This is a genomic window from Pseudomonas sp. BNK-15 (assembly GCF_047456105.1).
GTDB lineage: Bacteria > Pseudomonadota > Gammaproteobacteria > Pseudomonadales > Pseudomonadaceae > Aquipseudomonas > Aquipseudomonas putida_E.
On sequence record NZ_CP179898.1, the window covers coordinates 3,283,643 to 3,300,558 of the forward strand.

Sequence of the window (16,916 nt, forward strand, 5' to 3'; positions counted from 1 at the left end):
GCCCATGCTCAAGCGCTTCGCACCCCTCGTGCCCCTCGCACTCGTGACCCTGCTGATTGGCTGCGCGGCCCAAGGCCCTGTTTCCCAGCCCCAGGATCACACCCCGGTCGCCTCCCAGTCGGCGCCCGAGGCCAAGGCTTCGGTATCGTCCGTATTCGGCGAGCAGCAAGAGCTGGCCACTGAAGATGACCTTCAGGCGTTCTCCAGCAACAGCAAGCCTTATCAGTTGCCAGTATTGGCCGACAGCATCCTGGAGCGCGGCATGTCCCTGATCGGTACCCGTTACCGCTTCGGTGGTACCTCGCAGGCGTCCGGTTTCGATTGCAGCGGTTTTATCGGCTACCTGTTCCGCGAAGAGGCCGGCATGAACCTGCCGCGCTCGACCCGCGAAATGATCAAGGTTGATGCGCCCAAAGTTGCCCGCAACAAGCTCAAGCCAGGTGATCTGCTGTTCTTCAGCACCAATGGCCGTGGCCGTGTCAGCCATGCCGGCATCTACTTGGGCGACAACCAGTTCATTCATTCCAGCAGCCGCCGCAGCGGTGGTGTGCGCATCGACAACCTCGGTGATCGCTACTGGAGCAAGACCTTCATCGAAGCCAAGCGCGCCTTGGCCATGGCGCCAGCGAGCAATATCGCACGCAACTGATATCAAAATGATGTACCCTGCCGCGGCGACGATGCTTGAAAAGCTCGTCGCCGTGCGCATTTACAGAATGCGTCTAATCTAAATTCTCAACACTTTTCGGTTGCAGCCCAGCGATCTCAGACAGGATGTTCTGGCCATGGTGATGATGGCGCGCTTCGCATTCCTTTCCTTGGTGGCATTGCTTGCCGCCTGCTCCGGCCGTGCCCCGGCACCGGCGCCTGTGGTACAGCCACAGGTCCCGTACAGCCAACCCATAGCGTCCCCGGTTGCCAACGACGTGCTGATCCGCGCAATCGGCCTGGTGGGTACGCCGTATCGTTGGGGCGGCAACACTCCCGACTCCGGTTTCGATTGCAGTGGCTTGATCAACTACGTCTACCGGGACGCGGCGGGCATCAGCCTGCCTCGCTCCACGCGAGAAATGATCGTCATGCGTGCGCCGACCGTAGACGTTCACTCACTGCAATCGGGCGACCTGGTGTTCTTCGCTACCAGCGGTGGCTCGCAGGTGAGCCACGCCGGCATCTACGTGGGCGAAGGGCGGTTCGTGCATGCTCCGTCCACCGGTGGCACCGTGCGCCTGGACTACCTGTCCAACAGCTACTGGTCCAAAGCCTACCTGCAGGCAAAACGGGTGATTACCCAGGGGCACCTGGCACAGAACCCCTGATGGCGAAACCGGCCACTCGCAAGGTGGCCGATGCGCGCCGCGCGGGCCGCGCTCCCTATCAAGAGCGCCTGAACCCTCAAGCGAAATCCCCGCCCTTCGATTGACGCTCCCGGTGCAACACTCTAACCTTCGCGCGTGTTTCAGGTGCCCTGCCAGCTCGTCTGGGCAGGGTGAAACTGGGAAGCCGGTGTGCGCCTGCAAGGTGCGAGTCCGGCGCTGCCCCCGCAACGGTAGGTGAGTCAAAAGCCGCGCACGGCCACTGGATACCAGTATCCGGGAAGGCGCGCAGGCCCGGGCCAACGCCCGCTCACGAGCCCGGAGACCGGCCTGTCACTGCCAACGGCATCACGGAGGGTGATGCGCGGTGCACCGTGGCATCTGGCCACGGCTCCTGCGCGTTCTCCGTCTGCCCGCCTATCGACCTGTCGCCGTATTTTGCGGGGCGACAGCCTGCGGAGACCCCCATGAGCGAAACCACCGAACGCGACGAACGTCACCTGGCGCGTATGCAGCGCAAGAAGGCGATCATCGACGAGCGCATCGCCAATTCCCCTAACGAGTGCGGCCTGCTGCTGGTGCTGACCGGCAATGGCAAGGGCAAGAGCAGCTCGGCGTTCGGCATGCTCGCACGCGCCCTGGGCCACGGCATGCAGTGTGGTGTGGTGCAGTTCATCAAGGGCCGCAACAGCACCGGCGAGGAGCTGTTCTTCCGGCGCTTCCCCGAGCAGGTGCGCTACCACGTGATGGGCGAAGGCTTTACCTGGGAAACCCAGGACCGCCAGCGCGACATTGCCGCCGCTGAGGCAGCCTGGGCGGTTTCGCGCCAGCTGCTGCAGGACCCGAGCATCCAGTTCGTGGTGCTCGACGAGCTGAACATTGCCCTCAAGCACGGCTACCTTGACCTCGATCAGGTGCTGGGCGATATCCAGGCGCGCCCCCCCATGCAGCATGTGATCGTCACCGGCCGCGCGGCCAAGCCCGAAATGGTCGAGCTGGCCGACACCGTCACCGAGATGGGTATGCTCAAGCATGCCTTCCAGGCCGGTATCCGCGCGCAGAAGGGCGTCGAACTGTGAGTCAGACGCGCCACTGCCCAGCCGTTCTGATCGCAGCACCGGCATCTGGCCAGGGCAAGACCACCGTGACTGCGGCCCTGGCCCGCCTGCACCGCAACCTGGGGCGCAAGGTCCGTGTGTTCAAATGCGGGCCTGATTTTCTCGACCCGATGATCCTCGAGCGTGCCAGTGGGGCGCCGGTGTACCAGCTCGACCTGTGGATGATCGGTGCGCAGGAAAGCCGGCGCCTGCTGTGGGAAGCGGCGGGTGAGGCCGACCTCATCCTGATCGAGGGCGTCATGGGCCTGTTCGACGGCACTCCTTCCAGTGCCGACCTGGCGCGCCACTTCGGCGTGCCGGTTCTTGCCGTGATCGATGGTACGGCCATGGCCCAGACCTTTGGCGCACTGGCCCTGGGGCTGGCGCGCTACCAGGCCGACCTGCCGTTCGCTGGCGTGCTCGCCAACCGTGTCGGCAGCCTGCGCCACGCGCAGTTGCTCGAAGGTAGCCTGACCGAGGGCCTGCGCTGGTACGGCGGGCTGTCGCGCGAGCGCGGTATCGAGCTGCCCAGCCGCCACCTGGGGTTGGTTCAGGCCAGCGAGCTGAATGACCTGGACGCGCGCCTGGACGCCGCCGCCCAAGCACTGGGCAGCAGCTGCGATGCCGCATTGCCGCCGCCGGTAGCATTCGCCGCGCCGGACGTACCGACGTGCAGCGCCTCGCTGGCGGGTGTGCGCATTGGCATCGCCCGGGACGAAGCGTTTGCCTTCACCTACGGCGCCAACCTCGACCTGCTGCGCAACCTGGGCGCACAGCTGGCGTTCTTCTCGCCGCTGCACGACCGCGAGCTGCCCGCCGTGGATAGCCTGTACCTGCCGGGCGGCTACCCTGAGCTGCATCACCATGCGCTGGCCGCCAACGCACCGATGTGCGCCGCGATCCGTGCGCACCACGGCGCAGGCAAGCCGTTGCTGGCCGAGTGCGGTGGCATGCTTTACCTGCTCGATGCCCTGACCGATGTGGCCGGCGAGCGTGCCGCACTGCTTGGCCTGCTGCCCGGCGAGGCGACCATGCAGAAACGCCTGGCGGCGCTGGCCCTGCAGGCTGTGGAACTGCCCGAAGGCACCCTGCGCGGCCACACCTACCACCACTCGCTGACCAGCACCGAACTGCAGCCCATCGCCCGCGGCCAGAGCCCCAACGGCGGGCGCGGCAACGAGGCGGTCTATCGCCTTGGTCGGCTCACGGCATCCTATGTGCACTTCTATTTTCCCTCCAACCCTGAGGCGGCGGCGGTGCTGTTGCGGCCATGAGCGAGCACGCCTTCAGTGATGCCGAACGCGCGGCCGTCTACCGGGCAATCGGCGAGCGCCGCGACATGCGCCACTTCGCCGGCGGCAGCGTTGCGCCTGAAGTGCTCGGCCGCCTGCTCGCTGCCGCGCACCAGGCCCCCAGCGTTGGCCTGATGCAGCCTTGGCGTTTCATTCGCATCAGCCAGGGTGAGCTGCGCGGGCGTATCCAGGCGCTGGTGGAGCAGGAGCGGGTGCGCACGGCCCACGCCTTGGGCGAGCGCACCGACGCATTCATGAAGCTCAAGGTAGAAGGCATCAGCGACTGCGCCGAAGTGTGGGTGGCGGCGTTGATGGACAACCGCGAGCCACACATTTTCGGCCGGCGGACTTTGCCGGAAATGGACCTCGCCTCGCTCGCCTGCGCCATTCAGAACCTGTGGCTGGCGGCCCGCGCCGAAGGGCTGGGGCTGGGCTGGGTCTCGCTGTTCGACCCACAGGCACTGGCCGCGCTGCTGGGGATGCCAGCCGGCGCCAAACCGGTGGCGGTGCTGTGCCTGGGGCCTGTCACCGAGTTCTATCCGGCACCCATGCTGGTGATGGAAAACTGGGCCGAAGAACGGCCCTTGAGCGACATGCTGTATGAAAACCAATGGGGGGAGCGCCCATGAGCGTCGCCTTGCTGACCGTGGCCGGCGTGGCCCTGGATGCGTTGTTCGGCGAGCCGCAGCGGCGCCATCCGCTGGTGGCCTTCGGTAACCTGGCGTCGAGCCTGGAGCAGCGCCTGAATGCCGGCGGGCGCGGTTGGCGCAGCCACGGCGTGAGTGCCTGGTTCCTGGCAGTGGTGCCCTTGACCCTGGTGGCGCTGATCCTCTCCTGGCTGCCCGGCATTGGCTGGCTGGTTGACGTGCTGGCGCTGTATTGCGCGCTGGGCCTGCGCAGCCTTGGCGAGCATGTGCTGCCGGTGGCCAGTGCCTTGCGCCAGGGTGATCTGGAGGAGGCCAGGCGCCGCGTCGGTTACCTGGTCAGCCGCGAGACCCGCGAACTCGATGAGCCGGCCGTGGCCAGGGCCGCAACCGAATCGGTGCTGGAGAACGGCAGCGATGCAGTGTTCGCCGCGCTGTTCTGGTTCATCGTGGCCGGTGCGCCGGGCGTGGTCCTGTACCGCTTGAGCAATACGCTGGATGCCATGTGGGGCTACCGCAATGAACGTTTTGAACGCTTCGGGTGGTGCGCGGCGCGCATCGACGATGTACTCAACTATATTCCCGCAAGGCTGGTGGCATTGACCTACGCCTTGCTCGGCAAGACCCGCCTGGCCCTGGCCTGCTGGCGCAAGCAGGGCCCGTTGTGGGACAGCCCCAACGCCGGGCCGGTGATGGCGGCCGGTGCCGGTGCGCTGGGTGTCGAACTCGGTGGCCCGGCGGTGTATCACGGCGAGCTGCACGAGCGCCCGCGCCTGGGCGAAGGGCCGATGGCCGATGCCGGTGCCATCGAGCGCGGCTGGGCCCTGGTACAGCGTGGCGTGTGGTTGTGGTTGCTGGTGATCTGCGTGGGAGCCTACTGCAATGCTTGAACATGGCGGCCGACTGCTCAGGGCAGTACGGCAATACGGGATTGCACGGGAGGCCTGGCTCGACCTGTCCAGCGGTATTGCGCCGTGGGCTTATCCTGTGCCGGCGATCCCGGCGCACGCCTGGGCGCGACTGCCCGAGACCGAAGACGGCCTCGAAGAGGCGGCCCGCCAGTATTACGGTGTTGGCCAGTTGCTGCCGGTAGCGGGCTCGCAAGCAGCGATCCAGGCCCTGCCGCATCTGCGCCCGAGCGGTCGCGTGGGGGTGCTGTCGCCGTGTTATGCCGAGCATCCGCAGGCCTGGCAACGGGCCGGGCATCAGCTGGTCGAGCTGGATGAAAGCCAGGTCGAGGCGTATCTGGACAGCCTCGATGTGCTGGTGCTGGTCAACCCGAACAACCCGACCGGTCATCGCGTGCCCCCCAACCGCCTGCTTGCATGGCATGCCCGCTTGGCCGAGCGTGGCGGCTGGTTGGTGGTCGATGAAGCCTTCATGGACAACACGCCCGAGCACAGCGTGGTCGGTTGTGCCGACCGCCCCGGGCTGATTGTGCTGCGCTCGTTCGGCAAGTTCTTCGGCCTGGCCGGTGTGCGGCTGGGCTGCGTGGCGGCCGAACTGCCGTTGTTGCAGCGCCTGGCCGAGCTGCTTGGCCCATGGACCGTCAGCGGCCCGACCCGGGTGCTGGCCCAGGCGTGTTTCGCCGACCTGGCAGCCCACCCGCTGCAGATCGAGCGCTGTGCCCACGCCAGCCAACGGCTTGCCACGCTGCTGAAAAGCACCGGCCTTGCGCCCGCGGGTGGTTGCGACCTGTTCCAGTACGTACGCTGCGAGCGCGCAGCGCACCTGCATGACTTTCTCGCCCGCCGCGGCATCCTGGTGCGCCTGTTCGAACAGCCGCCTGCCGTGCGCCTGGGCCTGCCCGCCAGCGCCGCTGAAGAGCAGCGCCTGGCCCAGGCCCTGGCCGATTATCAGAAGGAAACGGCATGACCACCCTCATGGTGCAAGGCACCACCTCCGACGCCGGCAAGAGCACGCTGGTTACCGCCCTGTGCCGTTGGCTGTTGCGCCAGGGGGTGGCCGTGGTGCCGTTCAAACCGCAGAACATGGCCCTCAACAGCGCGGTGACTGCCGATGGCGGTGAGATCGGTCGCGCCCAGGCGGTGCAGGCCCAGGCTTGCCGGCTGGCGCCGCACACCGACATGAACCCGGTGCTGCTCAAGCCCAACAGTGACACCGGCGCCCAGGTCATCATCCATGGCCGCGCGGTCACCAGCATGAACGCGGTGGCCTATCACGACTACAAGGCTATCGCCATGCAGGCGGTGCTGGCCTCCCATCAGCGCCTCAGTGGCGCGTATCCGGTGGTGATGGTCGAAGGTGCGGGCTCGCCTGCCGAGATCAACCTGCGTGCCGGTGACATCGCCAACATGGGTTTTGCCGAAGCGGTCGACTGCCCGGTGATTCTGGTTGCCGACATCAATCGCGGCGGCGTCTTCGCCCACCTGGTCGGTACCCTGGAGCTGCTGTCGCCGACCGAGCAGGCCCGGGTCAAGGGCTTCGTCATCAACCGTTTCCGTGGCGACATCGCCCTGCTGCAGCCAGGCCTGGACTGGCTGGAGCAGCGCACGGGCAAGCCGGTGTTGGGTGTGCTGCCTTATGTCAGCGATCTGCACCTTGAGGCCGAAGACGGCATCGATGTACGCCAGGCGGCCAAGGATGAGCGCGTGCTCAAGGTGATCGTGCCGGTGCTGCCGCGCATCAGCAACCACACCGACTTCGACCCGTTGCGCCTGCACCCCCAGGTGGACCTGCAGTTCATCGGCCCTGGCCAGCCGATTCCGCCTGCCGACCTGATCATCCTGCCTGGCTCCAAAAGCGTGCGTGGCGATCTGGCGCAACTGCGCGAGCGCGGTTGGGACACCGCCATCGCCCGGCACTTGCGCTACGGCGGCAAGCTCATCGGTATCTGTGGCGGCCTGCAGATGCTGGGCCGTGAGGTGCATGATCCGCTCGGCCTCGAGGGGCCTGCCGGGTCCAGCCCGGGGCTGGGCCTGCTCGATTACGCCACGGTGCTTGAGGCCCAGAAGCAACTGCGCAACGTGGCGGGGGCTTTGAGCCTCGAACAGTCGCCCGTGACCGGTTACGAGATCCATGCCGGCGTCACCCAAGGCCCTGCGCTGCAGCGCCCCGCCGTGCAACTGGCCGATGGCCGCAGCGACGGCGCCATCAGTGCCGACGGGCAGATCCTCGCCACGTACCTGCATGGCCTGTTCGAAGGCCGCCAGTCGTGCGCAGCGCTGCTGCGCTGGGCGGGCCTGGCGCACGTGCAGCAGATCGATTATGAGGCCCTGCGCGAGCGGGATATCGAGCGCCTGGCCGACCTGGTGGAAAAGCACCTGGACACCGCGCAGCTGCGAAAACTTTGTGGGGTCGCCTGACATGCGCAACCTGATCCTCGGCGGTGCCCGTTCGGGCAAAAGCCGCCTGGCCGAGCAGTTGGCAGCCGACAGCGGTCTGCCGGTGACCTATATCGCCACCAGCGAACCCCTGGATGGCGAAATGAACGAACGGGTACGCCTGCACCGCCAGCGCCGGCCAAGCGATTGGGCGCTGATCGAAGAGCCGCTCGCCCTGGCAGCCGTGCTGCGCGCCGAAGCTGCCGAAGGGCGCTGCCTGCTGGTGGACTGCCTGACCCTGTGGCTGACCAACCTGCTGATGCTCGATGACGATCAGCGCCTGGCTCAAGAGCGCGATGCACTGCTCGACTGCCTGGTGCAATTGCCCGGCGTGATCATTCTGGTCAGCAATGAAACCGGCCTGGGCGTAGTGCCCATGGGCGAGCTGACCCGGCGCTATGTCGATCTGGCCGGTTGGCTGCACCAGGCCGTCGCCGAACGTTGCCAGCGCGTGGTACTCACCGTCGCCGGCCTACCCCTGATGCTCAAAGGACCTGCTCTATGAACCCGACCTGGTGGCGTGACGCCTGCCAACCTCTCGACACCGCCGCCATGGATCAGGCCCGCGCCCGTCAGCAGCAGCTGACCAAACCTGCCGGGTCGCTCGGCCAGCTGGAAGCCCTGGCAGTGCACCTGGCCGGGCTGCAGGGGGTTGAGCGGCCGAACCTGGATCAGGTGGCCATCACTATTTTTGCCGGTGACCATGGCGTGGTCGAGGAGGGCATTTCGGCCTATCCGCAGGCGGTGACCGGGCAGATGTTGCGCAACTTCGTCGGCGGTGGGGCGGCGATCAGCGTGCTGGCGCGCCAGCTGCAGGCAAGCCTGGAAGTGGTCGACCTCGGCACCATCGACCCGCATCTGGAATTGCCGGGTGTCCGCCACCTGCGCCTGGGGGGCGGTACCGCCAACTTCGCCCGCCAGCCGGCGATGACCGAGGTGCAGCTGCGCTCAGCCCTGCAAGCCGGCCGTGACAGCGTCCTGCGCGCTGCCCAGAGCGGCGCGCAGCTGTTCATCGGTGGCGAGATGGGCATCGGCAATACCACCGCTGCTGCGGCGCTGGCCAGCACCCTGCTGGGCTGCCCGGCGCGCGAACTGAGTGGCCCGGGCACTGGCCTGGACACCGCAGGCGTACGCCACAAGGCTGAAGTGATCGAGCGGGCCCTGGTGCTGCACGGTCTGCGTGCCGACGACCCGCTGCAGGCGCTGGCCTGTGTGGGTGGTTTTGAGATCGCCGCCCTGGCCGGCGCGTACCTGGCCTGTGCACAGCAGGGCATTGCGGTGCTGGTGGACGGTTTCATCTGCAGCGTCGCCGCGCTGGTAGCCGTGCGCCTCAACCCGCAATGCCGGGCTTGGTTGCTGTTTGCCCACCAAGGTGCCGAACCAGGGCACAAGGCGTTGCTCGATGCCTTGCAGGCCGAGCCGCTGCTGGCCCTGGGCCTGCGCCTGGGCGAGGGCAGCGGTGCGGCGCTGGCGGTGCCACTGTTGCGCCTGGCCTGCGTGCTGCACGGGCAGATGGCGACCTTTGCCGAAGCAGCCGTGGCGGACCGCCCGGCATGATCCTCGACCTGCTGCGCCACGGTGAAACCGAGCAGGGTGGCGGCTTGCGCGGCAGCCTGGACGATGCCCTCACCGAGCTGGGCTGGGCGCAGATGCGCAGTGCCGTGGGTGAGTGCGCCCCTTGGGACGTATTGGTCAGCTCACCCTTGCAGCGCTGTGCGCGGTTTGCCGATGAGCTGGGTGAACGGCTGGGTTTGACGGTGCAGCGCGAGGCCGATCTGCAAGAGTTGCATTTCGGTGAGTGGGAAGGGCGCAGCGCCTTGCAGATCATGCAGACGCAAGCGGATGAGCTCGGGCGTTTCTGGGCCGATCCTTACAGTTACACGCCGCCCGCCGGTGAGGCCGTCAGTGCCTTCGCTGAGCGGGTGCTGGGTGCTGTCGCCCGCCTGCACCAGCAGCATGCCGGCAAGCGGGTGTTGCTGGTCACCCACGGTGGCGTCATGCGCCTGCTGCTGGCGCGCGCGCGCGGTTTGCCCAAGGAGCAGTTGCTGCAGGTGGAGGTGGGCCACGGCGCGCTTGTACGTCTGAGCCTGGGCGAAGACGGCCAACTGGCCGAGGTGCACTGAGATGCTGCCTTTATGGATTGCCCTGCAGTTTCTCAGCAGCCTGCCGGTAAGCTTGCCCGGTATGCCCGAACCACGTGAGGTGGGGCGCTCGCTGCTGTGCTATCCGCTGGTCGGTTTGCTGTTCGGTCTGCTGCTGTGGCTTGCCAGCCATCTGTTGCAAGGCGCGCCGGCGCCTTTGCACGCGGCGTTGCTGTTGACGCTGTGGATATTGCTCAGCGGTGCGCTGCACCTGGACGGCCTGGCAGACAGTGCTGACGCGTGGCTGGGTGGGTTCGGCGATCGCGAGCGCACGCTCAAGATCATGAAGGATCCGCGCAGCGGGCCGATTGCCGTGGTCACCCTGGTGCTGGTGTTGTTGCTGAAGTTCTGTGCGCTTTGGGTACTTGTCGAGCGCGGCGCCGGTGCGCTGCTGGTGCTGGCACCTGTGATCGGGCGGGCTGCGATGCTGGGGCTGTTCCTGCGCACGCCGTACGTGCGCCCAGGCGGGCTTGGGCAGGCGCTGGCCGAGCACCTGCCGCGCCAGGCTGCTGGCTGGGTGCTGCTGGGCAGTCTGCTGCTGTGCCTGGTGTTGGGCGGCTGGAGCGCGATCTGGCCGATGGCGCTGGCGCTTGGCGTGTTCTGGTGGTTGCGACGATTGATGTGTCAGCGGTTAGGCGGGACAACCGGCGATACTGCCGGGGCGATGCTGGAGTTGCTGGAGCTCACCGTGGTGTTGGGGCTGGCGTTAGCGACTTGAGTGGCTGCTTGGCACAATTGAAACTTCTTGCAACATCCATAGTGCGGGTATATACACGTAATCATGTTGACCAGTGAATGCATCTGCACGCACCTGCGTCGTGCCGCCCGCGGGGTGAGCCGGCATTACGACGAAGCCCTCGTTGGTTTTGGCATTAATGTCGCCCAGTTTTCCCTGCTGCGCCATCTGCAGCGCCTCGACCGTCCTAGTATCACTGCCTTGGCTGAAGCCATGGGCCTGGAGCGCAGCACCCTGGGCCGCAACGTGCGAGTGTTGGAGGCCGAAGGCTTGGTGGCCTTGGCCGACGGTGACGACCAGCGCAACCGCGTGGTGTTATTGACTGCGGCGGGTGCTGAGCGCTTGCAAGCGGCATACCCTGCCTGGGAACACGCGCAGCGGCTGCTGGTGGAGCAACTGGGCGAAGGGCAGCGTGACGAATTGGTGCGTTTGCTGGGCCAACTGGCCTGATTCATACGATCATAAGCGGGTATATACCCGCATAACCTTGCGATGTGCTGGAGATAACGACAATGACTTCGGTTTGGCGAACCAGCGGGTGGGTACTGGCGGGGGCGGCGTTGATCTTGGCGTTGTCCCTTGGTGTCCGGCACGGCTTCGGCTTGTTCCTGGCGCCGATGAGCGCCGATTTTGGTTGGGGGCGTGAGGTTTTCGCGTTCGCCATCGCCCTGCAGAACCTGATCTGGGGCTTGGCGCAGCCGTTTGCCGGCGCGTTGGCCGACCGCTTGGGCGCGGCGCGGGTGGTCATCATCGGCGGCATTTTGTATGCCGCCGGTTTGCTGCTGATGAGTACGGCCGACTCGGCCTGGTCGCTGTCACTCAGTGCCGGCCTGCTGATCGGTATCGGCCTGTCCGGCACCTCGTTCTCGGTCATTCTGGGCGTGGTTGGCCGGGCGGTACCGGCTGAAAAACGCAGCATGGCCATGGGCATTGCCAGCGCAGCAGGCTCGTTCGGCCAGTTTGCCATGTTGCCCGGCACGCTGGGCCTCATCGAGTGGCTGGGCTGGTCTGCAGCGCTGCTGGTGCTCGGCCTGCTGGTGGCATTGATCGTGCCCTTTGTCGGGCTGCTGCGTGACCGCCCGTTGCCTGCCTACGGTGGCGAACAGACGCTTGGCCAGGCGTTGCATGAAGCCTGCTCGCACTCGGGTTTCTGGCTGCTGGCGCTGGGCTTTTTCGTCTGCGGCTTCCAGGTGGTGTTCATCGGCGTGCACTTGCCGGCCTATCTGGTCGACCAGCACCTGGCGGCAACCACCGGTACCACCGTGCTGGCGCTGGTCGGGCTGTTCAACATCGTAGGTACCTACACGGCGGGCTGGCTGGGTGGGCGCATGTCCAAGCCGCGCCTGCTCACGGCGCTGTACCTGTTGCGCGCGGTGGTGATCGTGCTGTTCCTCTGGGCACCGGTGACCCAGTTCAGCGCCTATCTGTTCGGCATTGCCATGGGCTTGCTGTGGCTATCGACCGTACCGTTGACCAACGGCACCGTGGCCACTGTGTTCGGTGTGCGTAACCTGTCGATGCTGGGTGGCATCGTCTTCCTGTTCCATCAGTTGGGTGCCTTCCTCGGCGGCTGGCTGGGTGGTGTGGTGTATGACCGTACCGGCAACTACGACCTGGTCTGGCAGATCTCGATTCTGCTCAGTCTGCTGGCTGCGGCGCTCAACTGGCCGGTGAGTGAACGCCCGGTCGCCCGTCTGCAGGCTCAGGCGGCATGAACCGCTACCTGGCTTGCGGGTTGCTGGCCCTGGGGGCCGCACTGCTGCTGGTGCTGGCGTGGTGGGGCTGGCATCGGGGCGGCATGGCCCTCATGCAACTGGGCATGGGCGTTTGTTAAGCGCTACTCTGCAAGTTCGAGGATCGTTTTGCAGGGGAGTCTTTTGATGCGTGCATATGGGTTGATGATGCCGTTGCTGGCTATGTTCGCTGCCGGTTCTGCCGGGGCGGCGGATTGCCCGGCATTGCTGCAGGGCAGCCTGCCGGAGTTGCGTGGCAAGGGTCAGGTCGACCTTTGCCAGCGTTTTGGCGGCAAGCCGTTGGTGGTGATCAACACGGCCAGTTATTGCGGGTTTGCGCCGCAGTTCGAGGGGCTCGAGAGTACCTACAAGGAGTACAACGAGCAGGGGTTGGAAATGCTCGGTGTGCCATCCAACGATTTCAAGCAGGAAGACGCCGACAGCGAGAAGACGGCCAAGGTCTGTTATGCCAATTATGGCGTGACGTTCACCATGACCAAGACCCAGTCGGTACGGGGCAAAGATGCGATCCCGCTGTTCGTGGGGCTGGCGGAGCAAAGCAGTGCTCCGAAGTGGAATTTCTACAAGTACGTGGTTGATCGCAAGGGCAAGGTGATTGCCAACTTCTCCAGCCTGACCAAGCCGGATGATCCTGAGTTCAAGGCGGCGATCGAAAAGGCGATTGCATCGCAGCCATAACCCCGCGCTCTTGTTTTTGCTGTCCTTGTGATTTGCAGCCATGGCCGGCAAGCCAGCTCCCACAGGTACAGCGCAGGCCTCAAGAGCTGCGCGGCCCCTGTGGGAGCTGGCTTGCCGGCGATGGGCTGCGTAGCAGCCCTGATAAAGCTAACTGACTGGCATCAGCCACAAGGGCGGCGTTCACACAGCCGTACGTATCAGAAGCGGTAGGTGAGGGAGGCACCCACACCGTGAGCGCTGTTCTCGTACTTGGCCTGGTAGCTGCCTTTGCTGGCGCTGACCTGGTTGACCTTGGTGTCTTCCTCCCACAGGTAGGAGTAGGCAACATCGATGGTCATGTCGTCGTTCGGGCTCCAGCCCGCACCCAGGCTGAACACCTTGCGGTCGCCGGTCGGGATGCGCGGTGAACGGTCGTGGTTGTTGGTTGGCGACTGGTCGACGGTAAAGCCGGTGCGCAGCACCCACTCCTTGTTCACCTTGTAGGACGCGCCAATGGCGTGGGCCCAGGTGTCATGCCAGTTCTGCTCTTCGCTGATGGTCTCGAACGCCGAACCTGCCAGCGGTGCCGGAACATCGTTCTGCACGGTGATGTCTTCCAGGCGGCTCCAGCGGGTCCAGGTGCTGCCCGCGTAGAGGGTCCATTGGTCGTCAAGCTCATGGGTGACCGAAAGGTCGACCGATTCCGGTGTCTTGATCTTCAGGCTGGCGTCGAACTTGTCGCCGTTGAAGGGGCCGATCAGTGGTGTGCTGACACGGGTCTTGCCTTCGAGCTTGTAGTCGACCATGGAGTGATAGGTCAGGCCTACGCGGGTACGGTCGGTGGCCTGCACCAGGATACCGATGTTGTAACCGATGGCGGTATCGTCGCCCTTGATCTTCACTTCACCGTCGTTGCTGCCCGGGGTGAACGGGTTGATCAAGCTCGAGCCCAGTTCGCCCTTGATGCGGTTGATGGTCGGGCCGAAACCAATCGAGACTTTATCGTTGAAGGCGTAGCTGACGGTGGGCTGGAAGGTGATGACTTCGACGTGGCTCTTTTTACCCCAATAGCGCGCGGCATCGTCGCTACCGTAGTCGGTTACCAGGCCAAAAGGTACATAAACGCCGAAACCGACGCTCCAGTGATCATCGATAGGTTTGACGTAGTAACCCATCGGCACGCCGACCACAGGCACCATGTCACCATCGGTTTCCCCCCCGAGGTTGCTTCCAGGGCCCGAGATATCGGTTTTGGCGATGACGGCTGCGCCGCCCACGGTGAATTGTTCGCGCTTGAGGCGTGACATGCCTGCCGGGTTGCCAAACACGGTACTGGCATCTTCGGCAGAAGAAGAACGTCCCGCGAAACCTGTCCCCATGCTGCTGATGCTCTGTTCGTTGAGGGCGAAGCCGGCAGCGAACAGATGGCTGGAAGCGAAAGCCACGGCCAAGCCGAGGGAGGTTTTGAGCATTACTTTTTTCATTATTAGAAACTCCTTGGGATCTCCGGGGCGAAAAGCTACCAACAATTCACGCGCCGCGCCATAGCCTGTATCGCAGGAGATAGAGCGGTTTTGTAGGACAATCCGACCAAAATTCCATTTTTTCCGGCAATGCTGTAGGACGTTTCTTAAGATGCCTGTGGCAATTTCTGAGCAATACACAGATGCCAGGCCTGGGTGAAGTCGCGCAGACGACCTTGGGGGTGAAAAATCTGGCGCCAGATTCGCGCCTGGCCTAGCAGGTCGTCAACGGCAGGCAGGGGCGTTGCTTGTGCTTCGATGAGCATCCAGGCAATGGCGGTGGAGTAGCGCAGGTTGACTGCCAGTTCCAGGTGCGGGCCGCCCAGGAAGGCATGCTGGCTCGCCAGGCCGCGAACCAGGCTGGCCAGCTCAGGGTCACGGGCGAGAAAATCGTCCCAGACCGCCCGATGGCGATGCTCGCCAATACGGTACAGGCCGTGGCCGCGGCGATCATGCAACGCCGAACCGAGTGCCGACTGGCTGGCCGCGATGCCCAGCAAAAGGGCTTCGGCACTGGCGCAATGACGATTGAGGTAGACCAAGGTTGGTCGAATCACATACTGACACAATTCATTCGCCGCAATACCCATGATGCCCTCGAGCAGTAAGGGGCCGACGGGCGTGGGAGCTTGGCAGCTGGTGAGTGATCAGGCCCGCCGGAAGCGGCAAGGACCGCTCGAGTTGAAGTGTAGTGTGATAATCGTGGTGTAAAGGGCTGTTTTTAAATCGATTGCTGCCTGACGTTCGGCGCTATATGCCCTGCGGCAATTAGGCCAAGAACGATCAGGTAGCTTACCGTTTACTGCATTCAACAGCTGAATGCTACGGTATTCGCCGCTCACGCAGTGAGCGACTGGCGCGTCCGGGCAATGACGGCCTGCAGCGGTTCCGAGCGGCTGTACTGTTCTGGGTACAGGCGTTCGGTGTGGCAGGCAACGCCGTGCTCGTCCACCAGGGTGAAGCTGAAGTTGCCCTTGCGTGGGGCAGTGATAAGGCACTTCAACGGCGAGAAGGCCTGGGAAAGGGTGCCAATGGCAGCCTGAATTTGATGATGAGTTTGCATATTGTTGGATGTTCCTGCTTTAAACACGGGGATTATGATCCGTGCATGATAGAAACGTTCCAGTGACGCCTTTATTAAGGGACGAACGAACCTGACTGGAACAGGGCAGCCAGAGGGGGCGCAATCATAAGGTGGGCGCTTGGGCTGACTGGTAGGTACTTCAGAGGGCAGGCAGCATGCCGGGGCCAAGGTTCTAGGCCATCGGTATGGAATCCTGATCAATCTGTCACGTGATTCGTGCTGAACAGCGCAAGGCTGGTGAGTGAATCATCGAAAGGGCCGGTCCTGGTTTCAGCAGTGTTGCTCTTGGGGGGAGCAGGCCTGCAAGGACGTTTCTGGCCAGAATTGACTTTCAGCTTGGTACTAACGAGGGGCACCTTACCGGAAGCTGAGGTGCTTTGCAAGCTTTGTCACAGGTCTTAAGGTAAGCCGAGCAGTATGGCGTTTCTTTTGCGTTGTGTGAAGAGGGGGCAAATGGCGCACAACCGGCTGGATGTACCAAGTTCGTGCATTCAAATGCAGGTTTTCGGTGCACTTGTTCACATTCGAGGCGTGACTTGTAACAGCTCGACAACACCCCCCGCCAAGCCTGCCAATGCCTTGACTGCTACCTTAAGTCAATGAAAAAAAACACTATTTTTAGCTGGTGAAAAAATCGTCAGTTTGACTGAAAGCCCCGTTTCACGCGGGTTTGCGGGGTGGTTTGGGGGGTTGTCCACCGAGTTATCCACAGGAACTGTGGATTGTCCCGAGCGCTTGCTCTAGGACGGGAGTGCCAGCAAATTACAGAACTGTCCGACAATCATCAGGCAGCTGCAGATCCGCCGGCCATCCACTTGGAAACGTCAAGAAAAGATCATCGAAATTTTTTTCCGGGCGCAGAAAATCCTCAGGTCACGATATGAAAAAAAGGGTAGAGTGGCGCGCCTTTCGAATTGCCTTCTCTGTTTGTCATGAAATTTCGCGGTAAATCCCCCACCGAACCCGCTGTCACTTCATCAGCCCCTTCGTCCAAACGCTTTTCACTGAAAGTGGCCCTATGGCTGCTGGACAACCCGCGCCTGGGCGAAAAGCCGCAGGTCAAGCACTTGGCCGGACGCCTGCTCAAACAGCCGGCTCGGGAGGGCGTGGTAGTGGCCCAGAGCCGGTTGGGGCAGATGCTCTGCCGCGATTGCGGCAATTCCCGTGACAGGCGCATCGGTCATGAACTGCTGCGCCAGGCGGCGCGCGCCGGCGACCGCCTTGCGCAACTGGAGTACGCGCGGCTCTGCCAGGCCAGTGAGCCGGGGCAGGCGCAGGAACAAACGGACTGTTAAGCTGCATCTCATTTGCGACAGACTTGTTCGGGG

19 protein-coding genes, 1 pseudogene and 1 riboswitch are annotated in these 16,916 nt (G+C 64.1%); of the genes and pseudogenes, 17 read left to right on the top strand and 3 right to left on the bottom strand.

Translation table 11 applies throughout. From position 1 onward, the window contains the following. Window positions 1–4: 4 nt before the first annotated feature. The 16 genes from ACMGF5_RS14995 to ACMGF5_RS15070 all read left to right on the top strand — a co-directional run bounded on the left by ACMGF5_RS14995 (window position 5) and on the right by ACMGF5_RS15070 (window position 13,002). Entirely contained in the window at window positions 5–649 is a 645-nt protein-coding gene (locus ACMGF5_RS14995; RefSeq protein ID WP_046787447.1) for a C40 family peptidase, read from the top strand. Window positions 650–785: 136 nt separating this feature from the next. Beyond that, window positions 786–1,319 carry a C40 family peptidase gene (locus tag ACMGF5_RS15000; protein ID WP_115272978.1) on the top strand — a complete coding sequence of 178 codons (534 nt, stop codon included), beginning with the start codon at window positions 786–788 and terminating at the stop codon, window positions 1,317–1,319. A 125-nt stretch (window positions 1,320–1,444) separates the two neighbouring features. After that, window positions 1,445–1,665: riboswitch (cobalamin riboswitch) on the top strand. A gap of 118 nt (window positions 1,666–1,783) precedes the next feature. Next, complete coding sequence (cobO, locus tag ACMGF5_RS15005; RefSeq protein WP_196997613.1) at window positions 1,784–2,395, top strand: cob(I)yrinic acid a,c-diamide adenosyltransferase; 612 nt, start codon at window positions 1,784–1,786, stop codon at window positions 2,393–2,395. Continuing rightward, window positions 2,392–3,687, top strand: coding sequence for a cobyrinate a,c-diamide synthase (locus ACMGF5_RS15010; RefSeq protein ID WP_414156919.1), 1,296 nt, complete (start codon window positions 2,392–2,394; stop codon window positions 3,685–3,687). Before cobO ends, ACMGF5_RS15010 begins: the two co-directional genes overlap by 4 nt. Next, window positions 3,684–4,334: a 5,6-dimethylbenzimidazole synthase gene (gene bluB / locus ACMGF5_RS15015; RefSeq protein WP_125924961.1), complete on the top strand. Its 651-nt coding sequence runs from the start codon at window positions 3,684–3,686 to the stop codon at window positions 4,332–4,334. Before ACMGF5_RS15010 ends, bluB begins: the two co-directional genes overlap by 4 nt. Further along, entirely contained in the window at window positions 4,331–5,239 is a 909-nt protein-coding gene (gene cbiB / locus ACMGF5_RS15020; RefSeq protein ID WP_115272975.1) for an adenosylcobinamide-phosphate synthase CbiB, read from the top strand. The genes bluB and cbiB overlap by 4 nt, the downstream gene beginning before the upstream one ends. Then, entirely contained in the window at window positions 5,232–6,224 is a 993-nt protein-coding gene (cobD, locus tag ACMGF5_RS15025) for a threonine-phosphate decarboxylase CobD (protein WP_346640975.1), read from the top strand. The genes cbiB and cobD overlap by 8 nt, the downstream gene beginning before the upstream one ends. Then, entirely contained in the window at window positions 6,221–7,675 is a 1,455-nt protein-coding gene (locus ACMGF5_RS15030; protein WP_119688406.1) for a cobyric acid synthase, read from the top strand. Before cobD ends, ACMGF5_RS15030 begins: the two co-directional genes overlap by 4 nt. A gap of 1 nt (window position 7,676) precedes the next feature. Continuing rightward, window positions 7,677–8,198, top strand: a complete 522-nt coding sequence (gene cobU / locus ACMGF5_RS15035) for a bifunctional adenosylcobinamide kinase/adenosylcobinamide-phosphate guanylyltransferase (RefSeq protein ID WP_046787440.1) — start codon at window positions 7,677–7,679, stop codon at window positions 8,196–8,198. Continuing rightward, window positions 8,195–9,250 (top strand): nicotinate-nucleotide--dimethylbenzimidazole phosphoribosyltransferase, encoded by a 1,056-nt coding sequence (gene cobT, locus ACMGF5_RS15040; protein ID WP_115272972.1) that lies wholly within the window; start codon window positions 8,195–8,197, stop codon window positions 9,248–9,250. Before cobU ends, cobT begins: the two co-directional genes overlap by 4 nt. Next, the gene (gene cobC / locus ACMGF5_RS15045) at window positions 9,247–9,816 is read left to right on the top strand and encodes an alpha-ribazole phosphatase family protein (RefSeq protein WP_046787438.1); all 570 of its coding nucleotides are present in this window, start codon (window positions 9,247–9,249) and stop codon (window positions 9,814–9,816) included. Before cobT ends, cobC begins: the two co-directional genes overlap by 4 nt. 1 nt (window position 9,817) lies before the next feature. Continuing rightward, window positions 9,818–10,552, top strand: coding sequence for an adenosylcobinamide-GDP ribazoletransferase (locus tag ACMGF5_RS15050; RefSeq protein ID WP_115272971.1), 735 nt, complete (start codon window positions 9,818–9,820; stop codon window positions 10,550–10,552). Between the two features lie 63 nt (window positions 10,553–10,615). Continuing rightward, entirely contained in the window at window positions 10,616–11,020 is a 405-nt protein-coding gene (locus tag ACMGF5_RS15055; RefSeq protein WP_039601514.1) for a MarR family winged helix-turn-helix transcriptional regulator, read from the top strand. Window positions 11,021–11,082: 62 nt separating this feature from the next. Further along, window positions 11,083–12,285, top strand: a complete 1,203-nt coding sequence (locus ACMGF5_RS15060) for an MFS transporter (RefSeq protein WP_046787435.1) — start codon at window positions 11,083–11,085, stop codon at window positions 12,283–12,285. After that, entirely contained in the window at window positions 12,282–12,404 is a 123-nt protein-coding gene (locus tag ACMGF5_RS15065; protein WP_256345742.1) for a hypothetical protein, read from the top strand. The genes ACMGF5_RS15060 and ACMGF5_RS15065 overlap by 4 nt, the downstream gene beginning before the upstream one ends. A 46-nt stretch (window positions 12,405–12,450) precedes the next feature. Beyond that, on the top strand, window positions 12,451–13,002 hold the full coding sequence (locus tag ACMGF5_RS15070; protein ID WP_161871344.1) for a glutathione peroxidase: 552 nt from the start codon (window positions 12,451–12,453) through the stop codon (window positions 13,000–13,002). A gap of 197 nt (window positions 13,003–13,199) precedes the next feature. Here the strand turns inward: ACMGF5_RS15070 and ACMGF5_RS15075 are convergent, their stop codons facing one another. From ACMGF5_RS15075 to ACMGF5_RS15085, 3 genes are all read right to left on the bottom strand, one after another. Continuing rightward, window positions 13,200–14,465, bottom strand: a complete 1,266-nt coding sequence (locus ACMGF5_RS15075; protein WP_115272967.1) for an OmpP1/FadL family transporter — start codon at window positions 14,463–14,465, stop codon at window positions 13,200–13,202. 146 nt (window positions 14,466–14,611) lie between these two features. Further along, complete coding sequence (locus ACMGF5_RS15080) at window positions 14,612–15,094, bottom strand: hypothetical protein (RefSeq protein ID WP_012313161.1); 483 nt, start codon at window positions 15,092–15,094, stop codon at window positions 14,612–14,614. 248 nt (window positions 15,095–15,342) lie between these two features. Further along, window positions 15,343–15,567 (bottom strand): hypothetical protein, encoded by a 225-nt coding sequence (locus ACMGF5_RS15085; protein WP_012313162.1) that lies wholly within the window; start codon window positions 15,565–15,567, stop codon window positions 15,343–15,345. A 953-nt stretch (window positions 15,568–16,520) separates the two neighbouring features. Here ACMGF5_RS15085 and ACMGF5_RS15090 point away from each other — a divergent pair. After that, window positions 16,521–16,865 (top strand): annotated as a pseudogene (locus ACMGF5_RS15090) (sel1 repeat family protein); the annotation flags it as partial. Window positions 16,866–16,916: the final 51 nt, after the last annotated feature.